The sequence below is a fragment of the Paenibacillus sp. FA6 genome (genome assembly GCF_051550225.1).
Taxonomy (GTDB): Bacteria; Bacillota; Bacilli; order Paenibacillales; family Paenibacillaceae; genus Paenibacillus_AQ.
Window position 1 is genome coordinate 5,632,757 of record NZ_CP188820.1, and the last position, 26,964, is coordinate 5,659,720.

Genomic DNA, 26,964 nt, shown 5'->3' on the forward strand with positions numbered 1-26,964 from the left:
ATGGCTAGGGACACCCTATTTGTCTTTGTATTCATGAAAGTATGAGGTTGTGAGGGAGCTTGGTTTGTCAACCGATAGTATTGGCTTTGAGTCATTCATTTTTTGTTGTATATTGTCGATATAATATATAAGGGAACATGACAATGGTGAGTGATAAGTTTCAAGCAAGAGGAGACATACCAACCACTTAACCCGAATAAGGTAGTGCTAAATTGAAAGAAGATGTGAAGCCGTCCTAAAGGCTTTGGAATATAAAGATACTATGACAAAATTTATGGCTCAGCTGTTGGCAAGGACGTTACTTGTAGCTGCGTGAGAATGTAATAATATAATGGTTATTTAATTGGAGGGGAATAAAGCAGTATGAAACTAAATCAAAAGCAGCAAATATTGAAGCTTGTTACTACGATAGAGCAAGGCATAAACTATGCGAGCGATAATGGTGGCGATGAAGCAATTAGAATGTTACAAGATTGTAATGATGGTTTAATAACTTTATCTAATTCAATGCATGATGAGCAGGAAGTATGTGAACTCCTCCAAGAAGCAATTGATACTGTACAATTCATAATACCAAGGGTACATGAAGATCACTTATTTATATCTCATATAAGTAAAATAAAGAAAATAATAAATGATGTAAGAGGTAAGATTATTGATGATGTGAAAACAGAACTAGAAATAGCATTTATGCCATATAAAGCATCCATGTGGGACTCATTAGAAAGTATATATAAAGAAGCAGAAAACGATCCGAATTGTACTTGTTACGTAGTTCCTATTCCGTACTATGAAAAGAATGCAGATGGACAAATTATTAGATTTTGTTATGAAGGAAATCAATTTCCAAAGGATGTAAATACGATACCATTTGAAATGTATGATTTTGAGAATAGACGACCAGATATTATTTACATTCACAATCCGTTTGACGAAAGTAATATACTTACTATGGTTAACCCTCGGTTCTATTCTGACAATCTCGCACAATATACAGACATGTTAGTATATGTGCCATATTATGTACCTGGAAGTTCAGAGACACAAGCAATTCATGTATTACCATCATTAAAGAATATGACAAAAATTATTGCTCAATCGAATAATGCAGAAGATGCCTATGTTGCTAATGGAATTGATGCCAACAAAATATTGAATTTAGGTTCTCCAAAACTTGATGCTATGCTTACAGCGGTGAAGGAACAAAGAGAACTTCCATTTTACTGGAAAGAAACAATAAAAAATAAAAAAGTGCTATTATTTAATACAGGTATTGCTGATCTTCTGTCAATGGGCACTTGGCTTAAACAAATAGAACAAATTTTAAATTATTTTATAGATCATGAGCAGTATGTATTAATTTGGAGACCACATCCACTTACGGAAATTACATTAAAAACAATGCGACCCAATGTTTTAGAAGCATTTGAGATGATAGAAAGTAAAGTGAAAGTGGCTTCTAATATTATTATTGATAATAGTAGTGACATTTATCCAGCAGTTGTTGTCTCTGATGGCATCATTACTGATTATAGTTCTGTTTTGCTGCAATACATTATAACGGAGAAGCCAGTTTTAGGTTTATTAAGTGAAAAAATGTTAGAACAAGACAGATATTATTATGCTGATTACCTAGGTTGTTATTTCACAAATCAAGATGTAACAGTATCTCAATTCGTTGAGATGGTAGAGTGTAATGAGGACTTCAAAAAAGAAGAGCGTATTTCAAGGTTTAAACAAAGTATAAGCAATGCGGATGGTACTTGTGGTAAGAAGATTCATCATCGTGTTAAGAGCGAAATTATGAACAAAATATTAAAACTTGATTAAGAAGGGTGAAATTAACATGCATTATGTTAATCCAAATATAGAGAAGTTATATAGAACATCCTATAGTGAAAGCCGTGAGAATTATCTTCGATTGGATATGAATGAAAATCCAGAAGGGTTGCCTACACATTTTTTTAAGGAAGTAATGGAAAGTATAACACCCGAATATGTCGCAATGTATCCTGAAATGACGTTATTAATTGAACGATTAGCAAGATATTTGCAGTGTGAACCAACAAATGTATGTTTAACAAACGGTTCTGATGATGCTATTCGATTATTATTTGAAGTATTCGGAGAACCAGGGAAGAAAGTAGTATCTGTTAGCCCAAGCTTTGAAATGTATTCAGTATACATCAACATGTATGGGATGGTACATTCACCTGTTACTTATGATGGGGACTTTCAGGTGGATCTGGATACTATACTAAATAATATTGATCGAGATACCGGTATTGTAGTTCTAGTGAATCCCAATAGTCCGATTGGAGCGTCTTGGTCAGAAACTGAAGTAAGAGCAATTATAGAAAAAGCGCAAGAAAATAATGCAGTAGTAGTAATTGATGAAGCATATTACTATTTTTCGCCGATAACCTTTTTGAAGTGTGTGACTGAATACGATAATGTTATGGTGTTTAGAACATTTTCAAAAATGCTCTCAATTGCCGGATGTAGAATAGGTTATATCATATCAAATGATAAAATAATTAGTGAAATAAAAAAAGCAAGTTCAACGTACCCTGTTAACTGTTTTGCGATTAAATTTGCTGAAAAAATATTAGAAAATCCTCATATTATTGATGATTTAATTGAGAAAGAAAGAGAAGGAAGGGAGTATTTACTTACTCAACTTGAAAAGTATGAATATCAATATCATTTTAATCATGGCAATTATATGCTTATTAAAAGTAATAACAAACCGCAAGAGATATTCGCGAGATTAAAAGAAAAAGGTACATTAGTTAAAACATATAATACATCTATTTTATCAGATTGGATTCGGGTAACTACGGCAAGTATTGATATCATGAGTGTATTTTGGGAGCAGTTTATAGAAGTGGATCAGCATTACAAAGAAGTGTAAATACGACTTAATAAGGGGATAGGTGAATTCATGAAAGCTATTTTGTTGGCGGCCGGAAGAGGTACAAGAATATCAAGAATGATTGAAGAAATCCCTAAAAGTATTTTACCCGTTAATGGAATACCGCTAATTAGAAGAACCGTAATGATGTTGCTGGAAAGGGATATTAAACCAATTGTATGCGTCGGCTATCGTGATATTAAAATTTATGAAGCATTGGAAGGCCTAGACGTAACTTATTATTATAACCCGTTCTATAATGTTACTAATAGTATTGCATCCTTTTGGTTTGCTAGAGCTGAGCTAACAGAAGATACGATCATTATGAATGGGGATGTATATATTGATAATAATATATTAGATCTCATAATAGATACGAAAAAAGAATGCACATTAATGGTAGATACTGGGAGAACGGTGGTTGGCGACTATTTTCTAAAATTAGAAAATGGGTATGTAAAGAAATATGGTAAAGATTTACCGCTTGAAGAACGATCATGTGAATATGTCGGTATTGGAAAAGTAAGGGAAGGTTTTTTGGCGGAATTTATAGAGAAACTTGAAGAATTAATTGGAAGCCAGCAACATCAGCTTTGGTGGGAAAACATCATCTATTCATTAGTTGAAGAACGTAAAATTGAGACGATTGATATAAATGGAATTTTTTGGGCTGAAATTGATTATTTTGATGATTATGAAAGAATTTTAGTCCATACAAGTAAAGATTTCAATGAACGGAAAGATGTTAATAGAGGTGGAATGTGATACAAGAAATAGATTATATCGAACTGAATGATGAGCAGTTAAAAAAACTACAAAAAGAGATGTTATCGCTTCTTATTGAAGTAGATAGAATTTGCAATAAACATAATATTCGTTATTTTTTATCATATGGAACATTGATCGGGGCAATTAGACATCATGGTTTCATTCCATGGGATGACGATATTGATATCGAAATGTTAAGAGAAGATTATGATAAATTCAATGAAATTTGTGAGCATGAATTAGATACTTCAAAGTTTCTTCTGCAAAATCAGCAAACAGATAAATATTATAATTGGGTATACGGAAAATTAAAATTAAAGAATACATCTTTTATTCGATCAGGACAAGAGCATTTGAAACAAAAGGATGGAATCTTTATTGATATTTTCCCACTTGATAATTTAACGAGTAATAAAATTAAACAAAAAATACCGATGCTGATGAGTAAGATATGTAGAAAAGTATTGTGGGCACCGATAGGAAAAAAGACATTAACTAATCCTATAAGTAAAATAATATTTAGTATATTGTCTTATATTCCACGTAAGTTTGTAATATTTATTTTTGATTATTTTGCTAAATTATATAATAAAAGGGACAGTCGTTTCCTTGTCTCACATAATTATATGTCAGGATATATCTTTGAACGTGAGTGGTTTGAAAAAAGAATTATGGTTGAATTTGAAGGGCACACATTCTATGCACCGATGAAATATGACCATATTTTGCGATCGATATATGGAGATTATATGGAGCTCCCGCCAGTTGAAAAACGTCAAGGGCATACATATGCATCTTATATTAGATTTTCAGACGGTCTTGAATTGAAATTATAAGTTCTTAGATCTGCTGATAAAGGGGAGAATACTGTGGGGAGAATATATAAAGAAAATGTTCGAATTAATCCTGGAAGTTTAAGGGACTTTTATAAAAAAAGAGCGGTAGACAAAATATCCATTGATATAGATGCACCCGTGGTTTTATGTGGGGACAAAGATAAAAGTAAAATCGATGCTTGGACTAACTTTGAACTGGAGCACAGATTTCCGCTCCTTAACTTAGACAGTAATAGTATTGTTCTTGAGGTTGGGTGTGGAACGGGTAGAATATCGAAGTATATCACCCCTATTGTTAATACTTATGTAGGTGTGGATTATGTAAAGGAATTCATTGATATCATTCATAGACGTGAAGATATAGTGAAAAATGAAGACACTTATTTTATTCATGCTTCAATCCAAGAGTTAACAAATGAAACGGTAGAATTTCCTGTTAATAAGAAATTTAACCGATTTGTTGTATCTGGTGGTGTGTTAATGTACATCAATGACGATGAGGCAGAAGAAGTACTTACTAAGCTGGTAGAGAGATTTGATGAGGAATGTATCATATATTTATCTGAACCAATAGCTTTAGAAAGTAGACTAACTTTAGATAGATTTTATTCTGAAGATTTAGAAAATGAATATAGTGCAATATATAGAACTGAGTCTGAGTACAATAAGCTGTTTGACGTTCTGTATAAGGAGGGTTTTGAATTAAAACTTAGTAATGAGTTTTTTTACGATGATATTAAAGCCCAGAAGGAAACTAAACAATGGATGTTTATTTTAGAAAGAAAAAGAAGATAACCAATAGATCTATTAGAAGAATTTTACAATGAGAATCCCCAAAATATTTTTGCGGAAAAGGGGTGGGAAGAATGTTGGGGAAATGTGACAGTTCATGGAAGTCAGCTATTCTAGAATATATAGGTGCAGATTATTCCAAATGTTTGTATTTATATATTAATCTTAATAAATATGGATTCGATACTGATTTTTTCAATGTCTGGGTTAGTTTAGATGATAATAATCGTATCAAGGGATTATTGGCGAAATATTACACTGGTATTCATATATACTGTAAGAGTTCTGATTTAATTTTTAATATTGGCGATGTAACGAAATTTATCAATGATAACCAACCTTCAATTGTAACAGCGACAGGGGATATAATAAAAAGTATTCAAGATTATATTCCAGACTATTCTGCGGAATATGGGAGCGTTGGACAAATAAAGGTTAATCCTGGAATTGATGAAAACGATGTCGAGGTGGCTTCTTTAAATGACATGCATGAAATTGCTAGACTTTTAATCGAAGATGATGGCTTAGGTGGACACTACGACGTACTGTTGCTAGAACACCAACTTAAAGAACGATATGTTGATGGATTTGGAAGAAACTATATCTTGAAGAAAAATGATAAGTTAATTTCTCATTGCGCAACATATGCACAGACTAATGATATAGGAGTTACTTCTGGAGTATACACTAAACCTGAAGAAAGAGGCAACGGATATGCTTCTCAGGTTTATTGTAAGCTTTGTTCAGATTTACTGAAGGAAGGGAAAGAAGTATTTGCCTATTTTTATACCCGACAAGCACACCAGATGCATAAAAAGATAGGGTTTGAAGTTATATCAAGCTGGGCGAAATTGGTGAAAAATTAAAGGGGATCTTCTCCGATAAGAGTGAAACCGCAATCCATAAAGAACAGGATGTCTTCACGAAGTCGGTTCAATAGGTCTTCGGGACAGGCTCGTAATCCTAGTAAATAACGAAAAATCATTGCTTGGTAATTGATTTCACCTGGAGCACTTTAAAGAGTTTTTATGGATCCGAGTAAACAGGCGTGATGTCTACGCTAGAGAAGATGGCTTCATAACGATCTTTTTGCTCCAACTCATACAGCTCTTAAAGGGAGATCAGACTCTCATGTCCAATATAGCATAGGGAGATCATCCTTTCGTCTCGGTGTTTTTGTAGTTGTTAACACTTTCGAGATTCGGGGAAGGTCTCCCCTTTCTTTGGTCAAAAACCGGTTATATCAAGGCAGCTGATTTATAAAATTGATTTGAATGAATAAATTAAGAATGGAATGATTCTTGAATGAGGAAAAGGATTGCTGTATTGGGAAGTTGTGCAACTAGAGATAATTTTAATTCTACTATTAACCCCGATTACAAAAAATTATATCATTGTGTATTGACTCAACAACATTCATCTATCATAAGTATTATGAGTCCAACTGTATCTTTTGATCCTTCTCAACTAGATAACCTTAGAGAGGGAATGGAGGATTTTATTCTTAACTTACTCAAAACAGATCTAAGTAAAGAGTTTCTTGTTGATTTAATCAAACAACAGCCCGATTATTTAATTATTGATTTATTTGGAGATATATATTTTGGTGTATTATTTTTTCAAAATGGATTAACAACGAACAATAGATGGCACTTGCATAAAACTAGTTTTTATAAAAGTTTAAAAGAAAAATCCCCATTTAGTCTAAGCGAAGATACAAATGATTATTTTTCCCTATGGATTAATGCTGTTACAAAATTTATGGAATTTGTAAAAACAAATGTACCAAACTGTAATATAATTATACACAAAGCAAGATTTATTAACCGATATATAGATGAAAATGACTCTATAATAACATTAGATAGAATAGATTATCAACACTATAACCAACTTTGGGATTTATTGGATAATTATATATTGACTAATTTTCAGTGTAAATATATTGAATTAGACCCTCAAGAATACTTCATAGCAAAAAAACATCCTTTGTGGGATCTCTGGTATCTTCATTATGAAGAAAGATATTATCATGATTTTCTTAAAGATTTAAATAGTATTGTATACGAGTCAATTTCATAATACATTGTTTACAATAATCGGATTATATATTAGGTATTAAACATCTAGAATTGCAAACATAAGCGTTCAACCGTCTCAGCGGGCAAGTATTAAACTTCATGTTGCACTTAGCGCTACCACGGAACAACCCGCTCAAGTCATTGAAACGATTGGTAACGTCCACGATGGTCCCATTGGGGAAAAACTTGCAGATAAGAATTACATCCTTGTTCAAGACCGTGCTTACGGAAAAATCAAACGATTTGATCAATATGCTAGAGAAGAACAGTATTTTGTTACTCGTATCAAAGAAAATGTCATGCTTGTAAAGCCTCATTCGTTAAAATGCCAAGCCGTTAAAGACTCGAATGTAACGAAAGATATCACTTGTTTCCTAGGAACACGACAGTGTCAATCCGAACTTCGTCACCGTGTGGTGATGTTCAAAGATAACAATCAAAATGAGATACGTGTTGTCACCAATCTCATGCATGTATCGGTCGAACAAATCGCTGATATGTACAAGGCACGTTGGGGCATCGAAGTGTTCTTTAGATGGATTAAGCAAAACTTAAATGTCCCTGTTCTTTTTGGTACGACAAAGAATGCCGTATCTAATCAATTGTTCGCAGCACTTATGACATATGTGCTTTTAATGTGGCTATACGATTATTCAAAACTATACGTTATCGCTTATAAATCAATACCTCTCATTCGATTTAAAGAGCAAATTGAAGACGATCAATTGACAAGTTGAATGGATTTTAGCTATTGCTAGGGTACTCAAAAAGTACATCTATTTGTCGAACCTTCCATATCCAGTATCTGGTTAATCAACAGGCGTGATTGATTAGTTTTAAAATTAGCATACTTCGGGGTGTATATAATGAAAATATCCTTAGTTATGATCGTGAAGAACGAGGAAAGTACGTTAAGACGCTGCTTGGAGAGTGTCTCCAATCTCGTAGATGAAATTGTAGTTGTTGACACAGGATCGACAGATCAAACCAAAGTAATCGCTTCTGAATTTCGAGCAAAAGTGTTTGATTACGAATGGAAGAATGATTTTGCTGCTGCACGTAATTTTGCATTAGAAAAGTCAACAAGTGAGTGGAGTTTGGTGCTGGATGCGGATGAATATGTATCTAACGACTGTGCAAATGCTATCCGGACATTTATACATAATATCCCAGCCATTGGTAAAATCAAAATAGTAAATGAATTTATGAATAAAGATGAACTTAGCTATGAGCTGAATTACATCTCCAGATTATTTCCAACGAGTTGTCGCTATAGCGGTAAAATCCACGAGCAGGTGGAATCGAGCCTTCTGAGGCACAAAGTAGATATTGAAGTTCAGCATGATGGATATCTTCATCAGCTAAAGACGGATCGTAATATCCCTATTTTGAAGGAAGTGATTGAGGAGAACCCTCAGAGCCCATACTATCACTACCAAATTGCAAAAGAGTATCGTGGGTTGGAGAATCACGAGGAGTCGTATGTTCATTTGAAACAAGCATATACATTGATTACACGAAATGAAGGATATGCCCCTAGTCTTATTGTGAATTTTCTATATGCTATTATTGCATCTGGTAATCTTGAGGAAGGATTGTCAGTTGTTGAGAATGAACAAGATTATCTAAGTAATTATCCAGATTTCTATTTCGTATCAGCTCTTTATCTTCTAGAGCTTATTCTGAGTAATTCTACTAAGTACGGTGAATTAATGCCTTACATAGAACGATTCTATCTTAGGGCTTTAGAGATCGGAGAAACGGCCGAAGAAGGCAGTGTGATAGGATCGGGTAGTTATGCCGCACATCATAATTTGGGTGTGTTCTATGAAGTGACAGGAGATATTGAAAAAGCAAAGGAGCAGTATATTTTCGCAAAGGCATTTGATTATCGTCCTTCTATTGAAAGGTTATCAAACTTATTATAGAATTCCCAAAAAAGAGCCTTGTGAGGGCTCTATTTGATTTTATGGGTTTTCAAACAGGTACTATAAGGAAATATAAGTCTGATATATAAGTTCAATCGTTCATCAGCGAATTTGGGGAACAGCTAAATATTTTTGTGGATAACAATCAGGAATACAATACCTTTGATGTATATCGAAAACTTGAAGAAGAAATGGATCGCAAGAAATAAATCAGTGATGACGTCTCTTTCGCATGATACACAAAAAGTTCGAATGTCTATTCATTGTGTTACCTTCATAGTCGATACATACTATATACGCTTCTTCAATAGGGCGGCCGACCAACACTGGAGCGAGCGCACCACATGGATGTGGGAATAACAAATAACATGGAGGTGAAACCACATGATTATCCATCACAATATTGCGGCTGTGAACGCACAGCGTCCATTAGGTACGAGCACAGAAGTGGCGGCTTCTAACAACGTAGAGAAGCTGTCTTCGGAACTTCGGATCAATCGTGCAGATGATGACGCTGCACGATTGGAAATATCCCAGAAAGCGCGGGATCGTATTCGTAGTGTGGATAGAGCTGAGATGAGCGCACAAGATAGAATCTCGCTCGTTCAAACAGCTGAAAGCGCTTTGGAAGAAATATACCATAATCTTCAACATATGCGTGAATTAGCTATTCAAGCTTCAAGGGCTACTATTGAAAATGTTGATCGTGAGAAACGACAGTTCGAAGTGAATGAGTTGGCTGGGAAGATTTCGCGGATCGCGACGGATACGGAGTTTAATAACGAGAAGTTACTGAATGGTACATTCGTAGATAGCCTATTCCGTATCGGTGACATGAGTGGAGAAGCATTGAAAGTGGGACGCCAGGTTACAACAGAGGATCATGAACTGAAGGACGCTGCGGGTAGTGTCGTTGGAACATGGCGAACAGCAGCTGCTACGACGAAAGCAGAAGATGAAGCACCTGAATCAGCTTCAGGTGCTGGTGATGGAACACAAGGAGTACCAGCTAAGTCCGCAATGGCTGCCGGTTATTTTAACTCTGAAGGCGTTAGATTAGTTGCTTCAGCTGTTGCGTTAGATGCTAGCAGTGTCGTTACGCTTGGGGTTGTCATTACCACACAATCAACGGCGAATGCCGCAATCACTACGATTAACAATGCACTGAACACTGTCTCTGAAGAACGTTCTAAGTTGGTTGTGAACCAGAAGCATTTGGAGCACAGAATCAACAACTTGAGTGCTACTTCTGAGAGCTTGCCCGCTGCTGAATCACGTATTCGTGATGAGAATACGGCGGAAGAAATGGTAGATGTCACGAAGAATAACATTCATACGCAAGCGGAGCAAGCGATGTTGGCACAAGCTAACCAACGGCCACAAGGTATTGTACAATTGCTTGGTTAGGATTCAGTGATGTGAAGGGACCTTAGAATGTCTAGGGTCCCTTCAATTCTATAAACTTAGAGATAGGCGATGAATTGGCAGAGACTTGTATCCTGAATTCCTGCAGCTACCGATGATTGGAGATCATATTCTCAATAGGCGAGCATATTTACATTTGACACCACCCACTTCTGGTGTTATATTCCTAAAGTAAGCGCTTGCTTAATTAATTTGAACACGAAGGGAATGTTGATGTATGCAAGGGAAAGTGAAATGGTTTAATGCTGAAAAAGGTTATGGTTTCTTGGAAACAGTTGAGGGTAACGACGTATTCGTACATTTCTCCGCAATTCAAACAGATGGTTTTAAATCATTGGATGAAGGTCAAGAAGTTGAATTCGAAGTTGTTGATGGCGCTCGCGGACCGCAAGCAGCTAACGTAACCAAATTATAATACGTCCGGCATTTGCCGAACCAATATAGTTGGAATGATGGTTGTTAACTGAAATCATAAAGTTCAGGCCCTGGATGAATCCAGGGTCTTTATTTGTTATCCCTTCCTTCGCATGATGATATGGAAGTATTATACATGTTTCTGTCTTACTCATAATGGTTAAGTAAGGATTACACTCGTGTGTTTCATTCTTCTAAAATCCAAAGATGAGACTTCCTAATATCATCGTTTTACTAGATTTATGTAGGTGGAATGTAAGAGTTTACATTTTGGTATTAGTCACGAAATTACCTTTTTACTTAGCGTTAACACTTGTGATATAATGATTATGCAAAGGAGGAGTGCCTTATGAATTTCAGTATTCGTGGTCAACAGATTGAGGTAACAGATGCTTTGAAGGAGTATGTTGATAAGAAGCTTAGTAGGCTTACGAAGTATTTCGACGAACCTCTGATGACAGATGGTAATGTTACTTTGGGTGCTAATCGTGGGTTACACAGGGTAGAGGTAACAATCCCATTGCCAGGTCTCATGCTCCGAGCAGAAGATCATAGTGATGATATGTATTCATCCATTGATGCGGTTGTGGACAAGCTTGAACGTCAGATTCGCAAGCACAAGACGAAGCTTAATCGTAAGTTCCGTCAAGATGGAAGTCTGAAGACGCTATTCTCTGAGGGATCGGGTGCAGCAGGTTCGATCGCAAATGGCGACATGGAAGACGAATTGGAAGTTGTACGTACGAAGCGCTTTTTCCTTAAGCCTATGGATATTGAAGAAGCTATTCTACAGATGAATATGGTTGGTCATAATTTCTTTGTATTCTCTAATATTGATAATCAAGCAGTGAATGTTGTGTACAAGCGTAATGATGGTAAATATGGTCTAATCGAACAAAGTTAGTTAGACAAAAGTCCAGTCGATTCACGCAGTTCACAGTCAGGAAGCTTCGTTTAATTGGTATATATTATTAAAATGAGCCCCTATCCGTGCAACGGATAGGGCTCTTTGTGCGTATATATAGAAAGAGTGAACTAAGGTAACGTAGTCCCTAGTTCATTCTATAGTAGGAAGTGTTATAGTAATTTAGTGGTAAAGAAGAGACATCACGTGTTGCGGCATCGGTTGCAAACTGTTACAATTTATGCAAACCAATCATTAAAGGAATCAATTTCATTATTAACCCTCGAAGTTAAGAAGTTGGTTCTACCATCTGTTTGAACGAAAGGGGTTAACCATGTTAGGACTTGTAAAGAAAATTTTCGGCGACACCAACGAGCGTGATGTCAAACGTCTTATGAAGACGGTCGAACTAATCAACCAAATGGAACCAGAATATGTGGCACTCTCGGATGAACAACTGAAAGCTAAGACGGATCAATTCCGTGCTCGCCTTGAGAAAGGTGAATCGATAGATGAGATTTTGCCAGAGGCATTTGCAACGGTTCGAGAAGCTTCGAAGCGTACGCTTCAGATGCGTCATTTCGATGTACAGTTAGTGGGCGGTATGGCACTTCATGAAGGCAGAATTGCTGAGATGAAGACTGGTGAAGGTAAGACTCTTGTAGGAACTCTCCCTGTGTATTTGAATGCACTGTCGGGTAAAGGTGTGCACGTGGTCACGGTGAACGATTATTTAGCACAACGGGATAGCCAACAGATGGGACTAATATATGAATTTCTAGGCATGACAGTTGGGGTCAACATGAATGGTATGGATCATGCAGACAAACAAGTAGCCTATGCCTGCGATATTACTTATGGTACGAATAATGAATTCGGCTTCGATTACTTGCGTGACAACATGGTGTTGTACAAAGAGCAAATGGTACAACGTCCATTGTCTTTCTGTGTTATAGATGAAGTCGATTCCATTCTTGTGGATGAAGCACGTACGCCGTTGATCATTTCAGGACAAGCTGAGAAGTCGACGGAACTGTATTACACAGCAGATCGCTTTGTGAAGCGTCTAGAGGCCGAAGAGGACTACACTGTTGATATTAAGGTGAAGTCAGTTGCACTTACGGAGAAGGGTGCAAACAAGGCGGAGAAGGCTTTCGGTATTGAGAACCTGTATGATCATGCGAATGTAACACTGAATCACCATATCGTACAAGCTCTGAAGGCGAATGTTATTATGCGTCTTGACGTAGACTACGTTGTAGCGGATGAAGAAGTGATGATCGTAGATGAATTCACAGGGCGTCTGATGCAAGGTCGTCGCTATAGCGATGGGCTGCATCAAGCGATCGAAGCGAAGGAAGGCTTGGAAGTACAGAACGAGAGTATGACACTTGCTACTATTACATTCCAGAACTATTTCCGGATGTATCGTAAGTTAGCGGGTATGACAGGTACAGCGAAGACAGAGGAAGAAGAATTCAAGAAGATCTATGGCTTGGAAGTTCTTCAAGTGCCAACCAATAAGCCGAATCAACGTCAAGATATGCCAGATATCGTGTATAAGAGCGAGAAGGGCAAGTTCACGGCTGTTGTTGAGGAAATTGTTGAACGTCATAAGAATAACCAACCTATATTGGTCGGTACGATATCTATCGAGAATTCAGAGCTTGTCTCCGAGATGTTGAAGCGAAAAGGTGTGAAGCATCGCGTTCTTAATGCGAAATATCATGCTGAAGAAGCTGAAATTGTCTCACAAGCAGGACAACCAGGTATAGTAACGATTGCTACTAACATGGCGGGTCGGGGAACAGATATTATATTAGGTGACGGTGTACCAGAAGTCGGCGGCTTGCATATTATTGGTACAGAGCGTCATGAATCTCGTCGTATTGATAATCAGCTTCGTGGACGTGCAGGGCGTCAAGGTGACCCTGGATCTACTCAGTTCTACTTGTCTCTAGGTGATGAATTGATGAAACGTTTCGGTGCGGATAATGTACTGGCTATGATGGATCGTCTCGGATTTGAAGAAGATCAACCTATTGAGAGCAAGATGATTACGCGTGCTGTAGAATCTGCTCAGAAGCGTGTAGAAGGCAACAACTTCGATGCGCGGAAGAACGTGCTTCAGTATGATGACGTTATGAATCAACAGCGGGAGATTATTTATAAGCAACGCCGTGAAATTCTGGAGTCGGAGAATATTAAGGGTATTGTTATGGAAATGATCAAAGGCGTAGTTGATCGAGTGGTTACAGCACATTGTACTGATGACATTCCTGAGAACTGGGAGCTACAAGAAGTTGCGGATTACATGAATAGTAAGCTTTTGGAAGAAGGAACGATCACTCGTGATGATCTATGGGCTAAAGAAAAAGAAGACATCATAGAATATATCTATAGTCGCGTGGAGACGAAGTATAACGAACGCGAAGAGCGTATTGGCTCTGAGCTAGTACGAGAATTCGAGAAGGTTATTGTGCTTCGTTCTGTGGATAGTAAATGGATGAATCATATTGATGCGATGGATCAGCTTCGCCAAGGGATTCATTTACGTGCATATGGTGGTACAGATCCGTTGCGTGAATATCAATTTGAAGGTTTCCAAATGTTTAATGAGATGACAGCTAATATTCAGGAAGAAGTCTCGAATTACATTATGAAGGCACAGATTGAAGGCAACCAGGAACGTCAAGCGGTCGTTGACGAGACGAAAGTATCTACGAATAGTGAACCAGCCGAGAAGAATCCGGTGCATGTTGGTCAGCAGATCGGTCGTAACGATCCATGCCCATGCGGCAGTGGTAAGAAATTTAAACAGTGTCATGGTCAGTCATCATAAGAGTAAGTGAGACGCAGGAATAGGACTCCCTTAATTCTAGGAGGGCTCAGAAGTTACGTTCATTCTCTATAAGGGACTGGGTACGTGTACTGATGATCCTTCTGAATTGAGGGATTTTCTGATAGTGAAAAGAGACAATATGGCAGAGGTGACGTGAAAATTATGATCGATCCAAGTATAAGACATGATCTACGTGAAATGAGTAGTAAATTAACTAACCTAAGGGGGTCTCTTTGACTTAGATCTTAAGCAAGAGATGATCTCTAATTTCGAAGAGAAGATGGCTGCTCCTGATTTCTGGGATGATAGTGAGAAGGCACAAGGCTTGATTGCTGAGCTTAATGCTGTGAAGTCTTCCATTGATGAATATGAGAAGCTCCAAAGCGAGTACGATGATATTGAAATGATGGCAGAACTAGTAGATGAAGAGGAAGAAGAATCCTTATTCACAGAGATTGCAGAATCTACACGTTCTCTTAAAAAGAAACTGGGTGAATTCGAGCTCGGTCTGCTATTGAGCGAACCTTATGATAAGATGAACGCTATTCTAGAACTTCATCCTGGTGCCGGTGGCACAGAGTCGCAAGATTGGGGAGAGATGCTTCTCAGAATGTACACTCGTTGGGCAGATAAGCGTGGCTTCAAAGTCGAGACGATGGACTATCTTGCGGGTGATGAAGCAGGTATCAAAAGTGTGACCCTGTTGATTAAGGGCTTTAATGCCTATGGTTATCTCAAAGCTGAGAAGGGTGTGCATCGACTGGTACGAATTTCGCCTTTTGACTCCTCGGGAAGACGTCATACGTCATTCGTATCCTGCGATGTTGTACCTGAGATTACAGAGGATGCGGAAGTGGAGATTCGTACAGAGGATTTGAAGATTGATACTTTTCGTGCTACGGGAGCTGGTGGACAGCATATCAATACAACGGATTCGGCCGTACGTATTACTCATATTCCAACAGGTATCGTCGTAGCGAGTCAGGCTGAACGTTCTCAGATCAAGAATCGGAACTGGGCGATGACGGCCCTTCGATCCAAATTAGTGGAGCGTAAGCTCGAAGAACAACGCCAAGAGTTGGCGGAGATCCGTGGGGAACATTCGGATATTGCTTGGGGGAGCCAGATTCGCTCCTATGTATTCCATCCCTACAGCATGGTGAAGGATCACCGTACATCTGTCGAGACAGGTAATATAGGTGCAGTGATGGATGGAGATATCAATATCTTTATCGATGGATTTCTACGTAGCCAACTTAAAGTGGCTGAAAGTGAATAAAGGATACGGAATTCCTACACGCTAACATGTGTAGGGATTTTTTTGGGAACAAGAAATCTCACACTCATCAATAGCTAGTAGCGATTCGGAGTAACGCCGCCATCGGTGAACACAAACTCCAGATGCCGTAATCGAAGAATGCAAGGTCGTGGAGATCATAAATTCCAGATGTCGTAATCGAAGATTACAAGGCGTGGCGACTATATACACGCGAAAAGTGCAGCACTCACGAAAGTAGACAGATGAGGATCGAGTAGTTGTATTAAGTACACTTAATTAGCGGGAAAAGTAGGGGAAGAGAGAAATAGTTGCACAAGGTACAGTTAAAATGGGGATAACGGTCAAAAGTAGGGATTTCCAGTAATTTAGATGTACTATGTGCAACTGTAGTTAGCGTTTGGAGGATTTGGTCGAATATAGATGTACTTTATACAACTAAAGGTGATCGACGCGTGTACTTTCTGAGACTGTGGTGATCAACGCGTGTATTTTTTACAGTTATGATGATTCTCGCGTATGTTTTCTAAAACTAATGGTGGCTGACGGGTGTAGCTTTTTCACCAAGGACGCGGTTAGAGGTTTTCTTAGTAAAAAGTTGAGAGGAGAACAACACGAAAATGGCACAATCATCACGTAATCGCAGATCCAGAGGGTGGATTCCCATGAATGGACCTGCAAGGCATGTTTTGGATACGATATGTATTATTGTTGGATCTTTTATAATCGCGGTAGGATTTAATTTGTTCTTTCTACCTAATGGGATCGCTTCGGGTGGCGTATCAGGGCTTTCTGTGCTAGGTGAGGCATGGCTCGGATTAGAACCTGCGTTTACACAATGGGCTTTCAATATTCCTTTGTTCGTATTGGGGTTTCTACTGCTAGGTAAAGATTATGGTATTCGCTCCTTGCTTGGAAGTATTATTTTACCCTTATTCGTATTGATGACGAAAGATTGGCCTATTCCGACGGCTAACCCTTTGCTTGCTTCTATATATGGGGGAATATGTGTTGGGCTCGGGATAGGTCTCGTATTTCGCGGACGTGGATCTACAGGAGGACTGACGATACTGGCGCAGGTTATTCAGAAAATAAGCGGTCTCAGCTTCTCTTTGTGTGTGGTGTTATTGGATGGGACGGTGATTATTCTAGCCGCGTTTGTTATGTCCATGGAGCAGGCGTTGTATGCGTTAGTTGCTTTGTATGTCACAGGCAAGGTGATTGATACCGTGGAGCTAGGATTTAATTACACGAAGGTCGCCTACATTATATCGGATCATACAGAATCGATTACAGCTGCTATTCTTCAGGATCTGGATCGGGGATTAACGAAGTTAAATGCGCAAGGTGGCTTCACAGGGGATGATCGCACCGTACTAATGGTAGTTGTAGGACAGAATGAAGTGACGCGATTGAAGACGTTGGTTCAGACGGTGGATCGAGATGCTTTTGTCATTATTAGCAATGCGCATGAAGTTCTGGGAGAAGGATTTAAACGACAAGTGTAGTAAATAAATAACTCAACTTCCCCAAAAGTTGTTCTGGTGCGAAAGTTGAGTTATTCACAGAGCTTGTACAGCGTACTACCCCTTAACAGCAGAACCCACTGTCATAGCTCGCTCAACCTGTTCACTGAAGAACAAGTATACGATGACCATAGGTAGGCTGGCGATGGTCATGACTGCACCCATACCTCCCCAGTCTGTACTGTACTGTCCTTGGAAGAAGAGTAGTCCAAGTGGGAGTGTCTTCATGGAATCATCTGAGATTAGAATATTGGCTAGCATAAATTCATTCCAATTGTTCAGGAATTGGAAGATGATGACCGTGGCAATGGCCGGGGTCACCACGGGTATGACGATTCGTAGAAACAATCGATATACATTGGCTCCATCCATACAGGCAGCTTCTTCAATTTCTAATGGAATTTCACGCATGAAGCCGTAGAAGATCAGAGATGAGAAAGGTAGACCGATAGCGATATATGGAATAATAAGAGCACCATAAGTATTGGCTAAATGGAAATCTTTCACGAGAATAGCTAGCGGAATCATTATGACTTGCAGTGGCATGAACATACCGATAATCATGTAGATTCTAACACTTTCACGTAACTTCCAGCGTAATCGAGCTATAGCGAAAGAGAACATCAGGGAAAAGATAACGATGAACAGAGTAGATACAGTAGCTACAATCACACTGTTCATGAAATATTGTGGGAGACTAAATTGGGTCCATGCATTTACATAATTCTCGAAGCGAAAATGGGTAGGTAGACCAAATGGATTGGTTACAAATATTTCGTTGTTATTCTTAAGTGAATATGAAATCATCCAGAACAGCGGATAGACGGATATTAGGAAATAAATCCATAAGGGAAACTGTAGAAGGATTGCTTTTATTCGTTGCATAACGATCTCTCCTTTCTTAGGTGACTGACATTAAATTTCTTCTTTGCGATCAAATACTTTGTTAATGATAATAGTCGCTAGTAATGAAATGGCAACCAGAAGGACGGAAATAGCGGATGCATAGCCATAATTACTTTCTAGGAATGCATAACGATAGATCATAAAGGTCTGAGTATAGTTGCTGGTACCCGGTCCACCATTCGTCATAATAAGCATTTGTACGAAGGCGCCGATACCCGAAGTGATGGCGATAATGAAACAGAATTTGAACGTTTCTCTCATCAAGGGAAGCGTTACTTTGCGATGAGCCATCCATTTACTACAACCATCGATAGTTGCTGCCTCATAGTACTGCTCGGGGATAGACTTTACACCTGCATAGAGCAGGCTGAATTGGTAGCCCATGAACTGCCAAGCATTAACAAAGGCGATAGCAATAATAGACACACTCGGCGATGTTAACCAGTTCTGCTGGTAGGGAATATGCAGAGCTTGGAATAATTTATTAATGAGACCGTTCGTAGGATCGTACATCGCGATCCATAGTTGACATACAACGGTAACGGATAGAATGACCGGTATGAAATAGGCTGTTTTTAATATTTTTCTAAATTTAACTCGTGGATCTGCACAAGCAAGCGCCAAGATGGTACCTAGCCCGATTTGAAAGACGACAAGGACAATGGCGAAGATAAGCCCATTCTTTAGCGACGTATATAGAAGGGGATCATCAAACATATCCCTGTAATTATCAAGACCATTAAACACAGCGGTACTCAATCCATCCCATTCAAAAAAGCTACGATACATCGTTTGTACAACAGGATAAATCAGCACGATAGAGTAGACGAGTAATGCTGGAAGAAGGAAGATAAGAATAGCTTTCTTGTTGCTTAAATATCGATTCATAATTGAAGCCCACTCCTTTCCTTGGAAACAATACCCCCTGATAACCTCATAACTGAAGCATCAAGGGGAGTCTATTATGATCTTACTTATCTTTTTTACTTATTTTGCTTAGATAGAATGAGGTTTAAGCTCTTTACGAATTGTTCTACAGAATAGCCATCAACTAAGATGTTCTGTGTATTATCATCGAGAACATTCTTGATCGAGACATTATTCAGCGCTGTAGCATATCCGGTAGCATTGGGAAGAACTTCTTCTGCGAGACGTTTCATCATGGCAGGTACTTCTGCAGTGACTTCTTTATCAATCTTCACAGATACAATCGGACTTCCAAGTTGCGAATATTTGTATTCAGCAGCTTTTTGAGCTAGGAAGCTTGCCACTTTGACAGCTAATTCTTGATCCTTCGTTGCTGGTGACACTGCGTATCCTCCTGGAGAGGGAGAGCCGTTAATGACGAACTTCGTTTTCTCATAGGTCTCTTCATCTTTGGCAGGCCAGTACATCCAATCGACGTTATCACCTAGCTTCTCTTGAGAGCTGTAAATCTCCCATTGTCCGTTGACGAACATAGCTGCTTTTCCTGTATAGAACAAGGAGGAAGCTTGATCATAGTTCGTGTTGGTAGCATTGACATCGAAGAGTCCTGCTTGTTGTAATTTCTTCAATTGTTCAGCTGCTGTGATGAAAGGTTCTGACAATTGGGTAGTTCCCACTTCTTCTAGCTTTCCGTATCCACTCGCTTCTTCACGTGTAACGAATCCTTGATAGAGTGCGGTTGTGATCCATTTCTCTTTAGCGAAGATCGAGAGGGGAATGATTCCCTTAGCTTTCAACTTCTCTGCAGCAGCGGCTAATTGATCAATCGTCTTGATTGGAAGCTCGATACCAGCATCTTTGAAAATTTGCTTATTGTAATAAAGAATTTGGAACTCAATTCCGGTGAAGGGATAGGCGTAGACATGACCATCAGGTGCGACTAATCGACCTTCAACACCTGGGTTGAGCTTTTCTTTAAAAGCAGCGGTCTCAGCTTGATCGTCTAATAGTAGAACATTCTTAGATTTTGCGAACGTCTGTAAGGTTACCCAATCTGTTTCATATATGTCGGGCATATTTCCAGTTGCCGCAAAGGTCTTCAACTTTTGATTCCCATCTTGCACGGCTGGCTCAAGTATAATCTCAACATTCGGCATCGCTACCTTAAGTTCGTTTACGGCATAATCGAATGGTTTAGATGTATCATCATCGAAATGCTGGGCATATACCTTGAGTGTTGTCTTAGCAGCAGCGGTATTGTTGCTCGAGCTTGCGGTGTTATTATTCGAATTACTACCGGAACAAGCAGCGAGCAGTAAAGAGAACATGGAGAGTGTGACTAGAGTAGCTAGTGATTTAGACCAGGATTTTTTCATGTTAGACCCCACTTTTCTTAAATGTCTACCTCTTAGGCAACCGGATAATAATAGCTGGTAACGCTTTCAAGGTGATGTGTTTATTATAGATTCGTTTCGTTATTAGGATAATGCATTAATCGGGCACAATATGGAAAAATCGGGACAATAAAAAACGAATCTATCAAAGATTCGCCTATTTCTTGTAAAGTTGTTCGAATTCAGAGGGGGATATACCGAATCTCTTTTTAAAGGACTTACTGAAATAGTTAGGGTCATTGTATCCTAATTTCTCAGCGATCGTTGAGAGCTTCATCTGCCCTATGACAAGAAGTTCCTTGGCTTCTTTCATGCGATAGTAGGTGATGTAATCCACGGCGGAAATTCGAGCTTCTTTCTTAAATACTTTACGTAAATAACTAGGGTCAACGAAAAGAGCTTGCGCGACTCCTTCAACGGATAGTTCTGAATCATGATAGTTTTCTCTGATATATGTTTTAGCGGATAAGAACAATCGATATGACTTTGAAGGGCGAATATTCTCTCTAAGACGTAGACTTTTACGATAAAGTTCAATGATCCAAGCTTCCGCTTCATCCCATGAATGGAACTTCTTCAGTTGCTGTTCGGGAGAGAAAGTTGTCCCCCAAACCTGTTCAGGCGTCATCCCCGACTCAATGATGAAAGAAAGACACAGATTTAGAAGTGCCACAAGGTACTTATGCGCGGAATCACTAGCGATGTCTGTTCGTCTTATATCTTGTAGGACTCGGTGTAATTCATCTTCTATAGCTGTAAATTCTCTCATTCTAAGAGATAATATAATTGTTTCTTGTGCTTCAAAAGAGAGGGTGTCCGTGACCTCCATTGCGATCCTATCCTTAGGAGGCGAGTAGGTTGTCCTATCTGAGGCTAGAGCGATATCCTCAAGGGCTTGTTTGACACGCTGTAATGTAGCTGTAAATTCCTCTTTGTTAAAAGGTTTGAGTAGATAGTCTTGTACACCGAGACGAATCGCCTTTCTTGCATAATCAAATTCACTATGCCCAGTGACGAATACAATACACATATTGGGGTGTGTCTGTTTCAATCGTTCTGCTAATTGCAAACCATCGATATGTGGCATAGAGATATCAATAAAAGCTAAATCCGGATCATTCTGCGATGCTTCCTCCAAAGCTTCCCTTCCGTTAGGAGCTTCACAGCAAATGCGGAATCCATGACTGGCCCAGTCTAGTTTGCTACGCATGTAGTCTCTGAACAACGGTTCATCATCCACGATCATTACTTTATACATGTAGTTCTCCTTTAGGTTGTGTATTGGGAATTGTAATTTCGACAAGGGTGCCCTGACCTTCAGTGCTCTGAACGGTAACACCATACATGTCACCATAATATAGCTTAACTCTCTCGTGAACACTATATATTCCGATAGATGTCGGCTTTTCAATCTTATGTCTAAAGTTCATCAACTGAGACAAGAGAGATGGAGACATTCCGACACCATTGTCTTCTACTTGAATAATGACATTATTCCCTTGAGCATGTGCAGATATCCGAATGAAGCCACGATGATCGCTCATCTTGAGACCGTGATAGATAGCATTCTCTACAAGGGGTTGTAGGGATAGCTTAGGAACGTCTACCCTTTGTAATTCATCAGGAATGTGGATATCATATCGCAGAATATCGGGATTGCGAATCTGCATAATCATGAGATAACCATTAACAATTTTAGCTTCTTCTGCGAGTGTGATAATCTCACTGCCTTTACTCAGAATGACACGGTAGAAATCTGCGAGGGCCTTCGTTGTATCTCTTGCCTCTTCTGCACGATCCATATCCGCCAACACGTAGATGGTATCTAGTGTGTTATAAAGAAAGTGGGGTTTAATCTGAGCATGGATCAGTGCAAGCTCATACTCTCGTTTATGCAGCTGATCATTCTCAACGGTGATAATAAGCTGTTTAATTCGTTCGATCATCATATTGAAGACGGATGCTAGCAAACCTGTCTCATCCTGTGTAGTGATAGTGGCAGAGACGTTTAAGTCTCCTTCCTTCACTTTACGCATCGTTTTGGTAAGCTGGAGCAGGGGGTTGACGATGATTCTGGATAAGAAGCCAGCTCCTAGAAGCGAGAGGAACAGACATACAAGACCTATGGCGATAGTCATCCAGATGTTATGTTGAATAGCACTAGTTAGTGTTGTCATTCCGTTAATGTTCACTAAATTCCAGTTCATGATGTCATAGCCAATGACGGTAAGAAGTTGTTGTCCTGCTGAACTATCTATCATTGTGGAGAACGGTGTGCTAGAGGATACGATGGGTTGTTCGTATATGGTCTCAAAGGGCTGTAAGAGCACTTTTGTATCAGAGCTTGCGATGATTCGTTGATTGGCGTCGACTATGAAGTATGATTTAGACAAATCCTGTGTTTCCCCTCCTCCGAGAAAGGAAGAGAAGCTTGTTTCTGGTACATTTATAAAAAGAGTACCTAATCTGTTTCCGCTATCTACGTCAATAACGACCTTTCCGAGAGTTAAGATAGGCACTTCTGGATTACTGACTAGATAATCACGTTTCATCATGGGGAACCACCGATCCATTCCGAAGCTTCCTTTGGAGATGATCTGTTGTATCATTCCACTCTTGAATACCTCCTGATCGGCCACGTTTATATTAGAATAGGAGGTGTAGATATGATGGTCTGTATCGATGAAGATAGCTGAATCTACATCTGTAAACAAAATAAGGTCAATGGAAAGTTTACTTTGAATTTGGCGTCTAAACTGTAGTTCTTGTAGGGAATTCCGTTCTTTTGGAGAATTATTAATGATACGGTTCATGTCAGTGGCGATAATATTCGCACTGTTCTCTGCATTGGTAATGATGGAATTGATTTGGGAGATAATGAGCTTAGATTCATCCAACACATTCTGTTCCATATTCTGAATGGTGGAATGTCTAAAGTTATAGCTAGATAGAAAGCCGGAGATGAATAGTGGAATAATAATGAGTGGGAGAAAAATAAGGATGATTTTTCGAATGATTTGTAATCGTCCGAACCATTCAAACAAAGTGTTGAATCGTTTCACGATAAGACCTCCAGTGGTTTCGTAAAGTATAAGAAGGTATAAGTTTTCTAAAATGCCGGCACAGCTGTTTCTATTTGACCGTTATGCTAAGGTCATATTACTATACCTTAATTATTCGAATAATCAACAGGAGTATGAAGGCTAAAGGTGTTGTATTTATATTAACTCGGTTGTATAATAATACATACTTATTATAGCGGTTTTGTTCAGGGTCGATGAGAGAGGGGATACGAAAATCATGGCAGTGGAATCTAAGATTAGGGTAGCGATTATCGGTTCAACAGGTTATGGCGGAGTAGAATTAATTCGCTTGTTACAGGGGCATCCAAGAGTGGATATAACCTCTGTTATTTCATCTTCAAGTGCGGGAGTTCCTATTTCTAAGGGGTTTCCACATTTAACAGATATTATTATGGAGAACTTGGACGATCTAGATATACAGAATATGGTGAGTAAGGCTGACGTTGTGTTCGCAGCAACACCTTCTGGGGTGAGTACACCACTAGTTCCGAAGCTCCTTCAAGCGGGGCTAAAGGTGATAGATTTATCTGGTGACTTCCGAATTAAGGATGGCGCGACGTATGAGCAGTGGTATAAGCATCCAGCGGCTGATCCTGCTTATGTTGAGCAGGCGGTATACGGGCTTTGCGAAGTGTATGGTGACCTCGTTGCGGGTGTGGATTTCATATCTAATCCAGGATGTTTCCCGACAGCAACGCTGCTTGGGCTTATTCCAGCAATAGAAGCAGGATGGATCGATGCATCGAGCATTATTATTGATGCCAAGTCAGGTGTATCAGGAGCAGGTCGTGGAACGAGCTTAACGGCGCATTATGCAGAGATTAATGAGAATTTAAAAGCTTATAAAGTAAATAAACATCAGCATATACCAGAAATTGAGCAGGTACTTAGCGATGTGTTGGGCGAGAAGGTCACGGTGACGTTTACCACGCACTTGGTACCCATGACGCGCGGAATTATGAGTACGATGTATGCTCAGGTGACTGGAGAACATACGCAGGCTGATTTTGTTGAGTTGTATCGAGACTATTACAAAGGTCGACCTTTTGTAAGGGTAAGAGAAGATGGTGTATGGCCAGCGACGAAGGAAGTATCAGGCTCCAATTACTGTGATATGGGATTCTTGGTAGATGATCGAACAGGAAGAATAACGATTATTTCTGTCGTTGATAATATTGTAAAAGGCGCTTCGGGCCAAGCGATTCAGAATTTGAACCTGATGATGGGATGGGAGGAGAATCTCGGTTTAGGTTACACGCCAGTGTATCCGTAAGTCGAGGAAATTAACTATGGGACATGACAAAAAGTTGAGTGAAGAAGCTGTGGGGCAAGAAGTGGGATCGAGTGAAACAACTGTAGGGCAGGGCGTGGAGTTGAGTGAACAACCTGTCGGACATGGCAAATACGCGGTAGTTGAGGGCGGCTCGATTATAACGCCGAAGGGGTTCAGCGCAGGCGGAGTACACTGTGGATTGAAAAAGACGGAGCGCCATGATATCGGCGCCATTGTATGTGAGGTGGTGGCCACAGCAGCGGCTGTGTATACCACCAGCGTGTTCCAAGCGGCGCCACTGAAGGTGACGCGCGAGAGTCTTGTCGACGGCAAGCTACGAGCCGTCGTGGTCAATAGCGGCAACGCCAACGCTTGCACAGGGCAGCAAGGCGAAGCTGATGCCTATGCTATGCGGGCGGCGATGGCCCGCCAGCTCGGCGTGGCGGAGCTGGATGTGGCTGTCGCGTCGACAGGCGTGATCGGCGAGCTGCTCAAGATGGACTGCGTGCACGCAGGCATCGAGGCATTGCCGCCGCGTCTTAGCCAAGACGAAGTCGGCGCGGAGGACTTCTCACAAGCCATCCTCACCACGGATTTGGTGAAGAAGGAAGCTTGTGTATCTGTTGTAGTTGACGGCAAGGAAATTATTATTGCCGGAGCAGCGAAGGGGTCAGGGATGATACATCCGAATATGGCCACGATGCTGGCTTTTATGACGACAGATGCCAACATCGATCAAGTGGCACTGCAGCAACTGATGCGACAAGCTACGGATCTCACGTTCAACATGATTACCGTAGATGGTGACACAAGCACGAATGATATGCTCATTACGATGGCGAGTGGACTTGCAGGCAACCAGAGTCTGAACTCGACTCACCCGGATTGGGCTGCTTTCGCAGATGCTTTCACGTATGTATGTCAGAAGCTAGCTATGGCGATTGCTCGCGATGGTGAGGGTGCTACTAGATTGGTTGAAGTTGTGGTACACGGAGCAGTCAGTGACAACTCGGCAAGAGTCATTGCGAAGACGGTTGTGGGTTCAAGTCTTGTGAAGTCTGCGGTGTTCGGAGCGGATGCGAACTGGGGACGAATCATCGCTGCTGTAGGGCGAGCAGGTGAACCTGTGAATCCAGAGCAGGTAGATATCCAATTGGGGCCTATCTCGGTGCTCGAGGGATCACGACCGGTTGTTTTTGATGAAGAGGAAGCTTTGGTCTATTTAAAAGGTGATACGGTACGTATATTTGTAGACCTACATGGCGGTCAAGGGCAAGCGACGGCATGGGGCTGCGATTTAACATATGATTATGTGCGAATTAATGCGGCATATCGGACTTGATTAGCAGTTAGGACAAACTGCATGCAGAATGCGCGGGAATGTACGCATACACCACGCAGAGCGCGGGTGGAATGCTGTCGTGGATTCCGCCACTGACGTCGAACCAAACCAGCCTAACGTACGCGAACGAACAGAATGAACACAACGCATGGGAACAAACACAATGAACACAACGTACGCGAACAAACACAATGAACACAACGCACGGGAACAAACATAAGCGAGCAAACGTAACGAACACAAACGAACGTAACAAATCGCCTTCATGCCAACACGTGTGCGGAATAGTTGCATAAACAGCACTTAATTAAGAAGAAAAGTAAGAAAAGCGAG

At 39.8% G+C, this 26,964-nt stretch carries 22 protein-coding genes; 17 read left to right on the plus strand and 5 right to left on the minus strand.

What is annotated here, in order from left to right:
* Window positions 1-363 precede the first annotated feature (363 nt).
* The 15 genes from ACP8HI_RS25255 (at window position 364) to ACP8HI_RS25325 (ending at window position 17,688) form a co-directional block, all read left to right on the plus strand.
* Entirely contained in the window at window positions 364-1,830 is a 1,467-nt protein-coding gene (locus ACP8HI_RS25255) for a CDP-glycerol glycerophosphotransferase family protein (protein WP_438348854.1), read from the plus strand.
* Window positions 1,831-1,846: 16 nt separating this feature from the next.
* On the plus strand, window positions 1,847-2,914 hold the full coding sequence (locus ACP8HI_RS25260) for a pyridoxal phosphate-dependent aminotransferase (protein ID WP_438348855.1): 1,068 nt from the start codon (window positions 1,847-1,849) through the stop codon (window positions 2,912-2,914).
* Between the two features lie 30 nt (window positions 2,915-2,944).
* Window positions 2,945-3,679 carry an NTP transferase domain-containing protein gene (locus tag ACP8HI_RS25265; protein ID WP_438348856.1) on the plus strand — a complete coding sequence of 245 codons (735 nt, stop codon included), beginning with the start codon at window positions 2,945-2,947 and terminating at the stop codon, window positions 3,677-3,679.
* Window positions 3,676-4,518 (plus strand): LicD family protein, encoded by an 843-nt coding sequence (locus ACP8HI_RS25270; RefSeq protein WP_438348857.1) that lies wholly within the window; start codon window positions 3,676-3,678, stop codon window positions 4,516-4,518. The genes ACP8HI_RS25265 and ACP8HI_RS25270 overlap by 4 nt, the downstream gene beginning before the upstream one ends.
* A 33-nt stretch (window positions 4,519-4,551) precedes the next feature.
* Entirely contained in the window at window positions 4,552-5,313 is a 762-nt protein-coding gene (locus ACP8HI_RS25275) for a class I SAM-dependent methyltransferase (protein ID WP_438348858.1), read from the plus strand.
* A gap of 71 nt (window positions 5,314-5,384) precedes the next feature.
* The gene (locus tag ACP8HI_RS25280; RefSeq protein ID WP_438348859.1) at window positions 5,385-6,176 is read left to right on the plus strand and encodes a GNAT family N-acetyltransferase; all 792 of its coding nucleotides are present in this window, start codon (window positions 5,385-5,387) and stop codon (window positions 6,174-6,176) included.
* 439 nt (window positions 6,177-6,615) lie between these two features.
* Window positions 6,616-7,392, plus strand: coding sequence for a DUF6270 domain-containing protein (locus ACP8HI_RS25285; RefSeq protein WP_438348860.1), 777 nt, complete (start codon window positions 6,616-6,618; stop codon window positions 7,390-7,392).
* Window positions 7,393-7,450: 58 nt separating this feature from the next.
* Window positions 7,451-8,128, plus strand: coding sequence for an IS4 family transposase (locus tag ACP8HI_RS25290; RefSeq protein ID WP_438351989.1), 678 nt, complete (start codon window positions 7,451-7,453; stop codon window positions 8,126-8,128).
* A gap of 129 nt (window positions 8,129-8,257) precedes the next feature.
* Entirely contained in the window at window positions 8,258-9,319 is a 1,062-nt protein-coding gene (locus tag ACP8HI_RS25295) for a tetratricopeptide repeat-containing glycosyltransferase family 2 protein (RefSeq protein WP_438348861.1), read from the plus strand.
* A gap of 384 nt (window positions 9,320-9,703) precedes the next feature.
* Window positions 9,704-10,726, plus strand: coding sequence for a flagellin (locus ACP8HI_RS25300; protein ID WP_438348862.1), 1,023 nt, complete (start codon window positions 9,704-9,706; stop codon window positions 10,724-10,726).
* Window positions 10,727-10,961: 235 nt separating this feature from the next.
* Entirely contained in the window at window positions 10,962-11,159 is a 198-nt protein-coding gene (locus ACP8HI_RS25305; protein WP_438348863.1) for a cold shock domain-containing protein, read from the plus strand.
* 348 nt (window positions 11,160-11,507) lie between these two features.
* Window positions 11,508-12,062: a ribosome hibernation-promoting factor, HPF/YfiA family gene (gene hpf / locus ACP8HI_RS25310; protein ID WP_438348864.1), complete on the plus strand. Its 555-nt coding sequence runs from the start codon at window positions 11,508-11,510 to the stop codon at window positions 12,060-12,062.
* Between the two features lie 334 nt (window positions 12,063-12,396).
* Window positions 12,397-14,904 (plus strand): preprotein translocase subunit SecA, encoded by a 2,508-nt coding sequence (secA, locus tag ACP8HI_RS25315; protein WP_438348865.1) that lies wholly within the window; start codon window positions 12,397-12,399, stop codon window positions 14,902-14,904.
* A gap of 162 nt (window positions 14,905-15,066) precedes the next feature.
* Window positions 15,067-16,183 (plus strand): peptide chain release factor 2 gene (gene prfB, locus ACP8HI_RS25320; RefSeq protein ID WP_438351990.1). Its coding sequence is split into 2 segments (ribosomal slippage): window positions 15,067-15,138 and window positions 15,140-16,183, totalling 1,116 coding nucleotides; the frame shifts between segments, so codons are not numbered across the junction.
* Between the two features lie 617 nt (window positions 16,184-16,800).
* Window positions 16,801-17,688 carry a YitT family protein gene (locus ACP8HI_RS25325; RefSeq protein WP_438348866.1) on the plus strand — a complete coding sequence of 296 codons (888 nt, stop codon included), beginning with the start codon at window positions 16,801-16,803 and terminating at the stop codon, window positions 17,686-17,688.
* Window positions 17,689-17,763: 75 nt separating this feature from the next.
* On the opposite strand, the gene ACP8HI_RS25330 is transcribed toward ACP8HI_RS25325, so the two are convergent.
* The 5 genes from ACP8HI_RS25330 to ACP8HI_RS25350 all read right to left on the minus strand — a co-directional run bounded on the left by ACP8HI_RS25330 (window position 17,764) and on the right by ACP8HI_RS25350 (window position 23,995).
* Window positions 17,764-18,591 (minus strand): carbohydrate ABC transporter permease, encoded by an 828-nt coding sequence (locus ACP8HI_RS25330; RefSeq protein ID WP_438348867.1) that lies wholly within the window; start codon window positions 18,589-18,591, stop codon window positions 17,764-17,766.
* A 30-nt stretch (window positions 18,592-18,621) separates the two neighbouring features.
* Window positions 18,622-19,500 carry a carbohydrate ABC transporter permease gene (locus ACP8HI_RS25335; RefSeq protein WP_438348868.1) on the minus strand — a complete coding sequence of 293 codons (879 nt, stop codon included), beginning with the start codon at window positions 19,498-19,500 and terminating at the stop codon, window positions 18,622-18,624.
* Window positions 19,501-19,595: 95 nt separating this feature from the next.
* Window positions 19,596-20,915 (minus strand): ABC transporter substrate-binding protein, encoded by a 1,320-nt coding sequence (locus ACP8HI_RS25340; RefSeq protein ID WP_438348869.1) that lies wholly within the window; start codon window positions 20,913-20,915, stop codon window positions 19,596-19,598.
* 175 nt (window positions 20,916-21,090) lie between these two features.
* Window positions 21,091-22,191 carry a response regulator transcription factor gene (locus ACP8HI_RS25345; RefSeq protein ID WP_438348870.1) on the minus strand — a complete coding sequence of 367 codons (1,101 nt, stop codon included), beginning with the start codon at window positions 22,189-22,191 and terminating at the stop codon, window positions 21,091-21,093.
* Window positions 22,184-23,995: a sensor histidine kinase gene (locus ACP8HI_RS25350; RefSeq protein WP_438348871.1), complete on the minus strand. Its 1,812-nt coding sequence runs from the start codon at window positions 23,993-23,995 to the stop codon at window positions 22,184-22,186. Before ACP8HI_RS25350 ends, ACP8HI_RS25345 begins: the two co-directional genes overlap by 8 nt.
* A gap of 244 nt (window positions 23,996-24,239) precedes the next feature.
* Between ACP8HI_RS25350 and argC the strand changes: the two genes are divergently transcribed.
* Both argC and argJ read left to right on the plus strand, forming a co-directional pair.
* On the plus strand, window positions 24,240-25,289 hold the full coding sequence (gene argC, locus ACP8HI_RS25355; protein WP_438351991.1) for an N-acetyl-gamma-glutamyl-phosphate reductase: 1,050 nt from the start codon (window positions 24,240-24,242) through the stop codon (window positions 25,287-25,289).
* 16 nt (window positions 25,290-25,305) lie between these two features.
* Entirely contained in the window at window positions 25,306-26,631 is a 1,326-nt protein-coding gene (gene argJ, locus ACP8HI_RS25360; protein ID WP_438348872.1) for a bifunctional glutamate N-acetyltransferase/amino-acid acetyltransferase ArgJ, read from the plus strand.
* Window positions 26,632-26,964 lie beyond the last annotated feature (333 nt).

Excerpts from the sequence above, each read along its gene's own strand:
- ACP8HI_RS25335 (WP_438348868.1), bottom strand. The coding sequence starts at position 19,500 with ATGAATCGATATTTAAGCAACAAGAAAGCTATTCTTATCTTCCTTCTT.
- ACP8HI_RS25285 (WP_438348860.1), top strand. The coding sequence starts at position 6,616 with ATGAGGAAAAGGATTGCTGTATTGGGAAGTTGTGCAACTAGAGATAAT.
- secA (WP_438348865.1), top strand. The coding sequence starts at position 12,397 with ATGTTAGGACTTGTAAAGAAAATTTTCGGCGACACCAACGAGCGTGAT.
- ACP8HI_RS25295 (WP_438348861.1), top strand. The coding sequence starts at position 8,258 with ATGAAAATATCCTTAGTTATGATCGTGAAGAACGAGGAAAGTACGTTA.
- argJ (WP_438348872.1), top strand. The coding sequence starts at position 25,306 with ATGGGACATGACAAAAAGTTGAGTGAAGAAGCTGTGGGGCAAGAAGTG.
- ACP8HI_RS25260 (WP_438348855.1), top strand. The coding sequence starts at position 1,847 with ATGCATTATGTTAATCCAAATATAGAGAAGTTATATAGAACATCCTAT.
- ACP8HI_RS25345 (WP_438348870.1), bottom strand. The coding sequence starts at position 22,191 with ATGTATAAAGTAATGATCGTGGATGATGAACCGTTGTTCAGAGACTAC.
- ACP8HI_RS25265 (WP_438348856.1), top strand. The coding sequence starts at position 2,945 with ATGAAAGCTATTTTGTTGGCGGCCGGAAGAGGTACAAGAATATCAAGA.
- ACP8HI_RS25300 (WP_438348862.1), top strand. The coding sequence starts at position 9,704 with ATGATTATCCATCACAATATTGCGGCTGTGAACGCACAGCGTCCATTA.
- ACP8HI_RS25325 (WP_438348866.1), top strand. The coding sequence starts at position 16,801 with ATGGCACAATCATCACGTAATCGCAGATCCAGAGGGTGGATTCCCATG.
- ACP8HI_RS25340 (WP_438348869.1), bottom strand. The coding sequence starts at position 20,915 with ATGAAAAAATCCTGGTCTAAATCACTAGCTACTCTAGTCACACTCTCC.
- hpf (WP_438348864.1), top strand. The coding sequence starts at position 11,508 with ATGAATTTCAGTATTCGTGGTCAACAGATTGAGGTAACAGATGCTTTG.
- ACP8HI_RS25255 (WP_438348854.1), top strand. The coding sequence starts at position 364 with ATGAAACTAAATCAAAAGCAGCAAATATTGAAGCTTGTTACTACGATA.
- ACP8HI_RS25280 (WP_438348859.1), top strand. The coding sequence starts at position 5,385 with ATGTTGGGGAAATGTGACAGTTCATGGAAGTCAGCTATTCTAGAATAT.
- ACP8HI_RS25330 (WP_438348867.1), bottom strand. The coding sequence starts at position 18,591 with ATGCAACGAATAAAAGCAATCCTTCTACAGTTTCCCTTATGGATTTAT.
- ACP8HI_RS25305 (WP_438348863.1), top strand. The coding sequence starts at position 10,962 with ATGCAAGGGAAAGTGAAATGGTTTAATGCTGAAAAAGGTTATGGTTTC.